We start from the raw sequence: 2005 nt of genomic DNA, 5'->3' as shown, positions 1-2005 counted from the left end.
TAGAAAGATCCTTCAAACCTTTATCAAGCTGACCTTTGTTAACAGCTTCATTATCCTTTGTTGCTTCACCAACACCTGAAAGTGTCCGATCCGTACCAGTCTTGTTGGCTATGTTGATTTCACTGCCTTCTACTTCTTTACCAATAGTGATAATTTTCGTCTTTTCATCCTGCTTGACAAGGCTATCACTGACAACATTGGTAACATCATTATGAACATTTGTGACAGAACTACTAATATCAGAAAGTGCTTCCGCTACACTCTTATAGCTTTCTTCACTTTCTTTACCTTCCGCATCAACTTTCTTGATCACAAAACTTGGAGCCTTCCATTGTCCTTGCTCATCATAACCTGCACCACCACCAAAATAGGTTGCAAGTTGTTCGTTCAGCGAATAAAGCTGACCACCCGTGATAGCATCCGTTGAACCTTTAGAAATTTCTCCATCTAATAAAAATTTTAATTTGCTGTTTTCTTGTTCCGCTATAACTTGACCATCTTTCTCTTTGTTCTTTACATGACGCGCGACAAAGGCATTGGCTTCATCATTCCACAACAAAGCATTCTGCTCAATGGTCTGTGTAAGTTCATTGCTGTTCTTAGAAAGCTCATTATGAAGATCTGTCAGCGATGTATCAACACCGCTAAAGGCTGAGCCAACATCATGATATGACTGACCACCAACAACATACGTCGGAAGATTGCCTACAAGAACATCAGCACCACCACCTAAATAGCTCGATGTATTTTTAGAAACACTGTCTAGATTAGTAGTCACTGTCGTAACATTTTTATTAGTCGCAAATAACTGAGAGCCATTTACAACTTCTGTCGATTCTGCTGAAAGCACTCCTGCCTTAACACCTGAAAGTATCCGGTCTTCTTTCTTACTGTTGGCAATGTTGAGTTCTGTACCTTCTACTTCTTTACCAATAGTGATAACCTTCGTATTATCATCCTGCTTGGCAAGGCTATCACTGACAACATTACTTACATCATTATGAACATTCGTGATAGAATTTGCAACACCCGCAAGTGCTTCCGCTACACTATTGTAAACCTTTTCCTCACCAGTGCTACCATCATCATTGACAGTTTTAAGTTTGAATGTGGGTGCAACCCATTTTCCATTTTCATAGCCAGCACCTCCACCAAAATACGTCGCAAACTGTTTTTGCAGATCATAAATCTGTCCACCCGTAATCGCATCACTCGAGCCTGATACTATAGAGCCAGCTGCAAGTGATGTAAGCTTGCTGTTCTCTTTATTGTCCCCATGCGTCGCTACAAACGCACCTTTAGTCTTGCCCCATAACAATGCATCGCCTTGAACTGCTTGCGTAATATTACTTAGTTTTTCATCAAACTTTTTGACCTCATTAGACAGATGAGTGTTCACATTCTTGACACTCGTATCAAGACCCGCAAAGGCGCTACCAACATCGTTATGTGAATTAGTCGTTACTGTACCATCGTCAGAAACATTAGAGATTTTATAAGTCGGAGCTGTAAAAACACCCTCTTTAAAGGATGCTTCTCCACCTAAAAACTTAGCTACATCCTCACCGATTTTGTTAACCTGTCCACCCGTAATTGCATCACGTGAATCCTTGGCAATCTGACCATCAGCAACATTATGAAGACCAACAGCTGCCTTATCCTTACCTTTGCCTAAAGTCACACTCGTGTAATCAATGCCGCCATTCTCACCCTCTTTTTTATCGTAATGAACAACAGCTGAATCATCTGACTGAAGACTGTTAGAAAGATCCTTCAAACCTTTATCAAGCTGACCTTTGTTAACAGCTTCATTCACACGCTCTGCTTTCTTAACACCAGAAAGCGTCCGGTCTTCTTTCTTACTGTTGGCAATGTTGATTTCACTACCTTCTACTGCATCTCCAATAGTGAGACGATGCGTTGTTTTGTCTTGCTGAACAAAGCTCTCGCTTTCCACTTTGGTAATCACATTATTAACCTGTTCAGTCAATTTATTCTGAACATT

At 40.6% G+C, this 2005-nt stretch carries 1 pseudogene; it reads right to left on the bottom strand.

Annotated features, from left to right (window positions below):
* A pseudogene (locus ACFILO_RS09295) lies at window positions 1-1969 on the bottom strand (hypothetical protein); the annotation flags it as partial.
* Window positions 1970-2005: the final 36 nt, after the last annotated feature.

The sequence above is a fragment of the Bartonella sp. AP72JLCBS genome (assembly GCF_042195705.1).
In the GTDB taxonomy this organism is placed as follows: Bacteria; Pseudomonadota; Alphaproteobacteria; order Rhizobiales; family Rhizobiaceae; genus Bartonella.
Note: the sequence above shows the minus strand (reverse complement) of the source record. Positions and strands in the feature narration are given on the sequence as shown.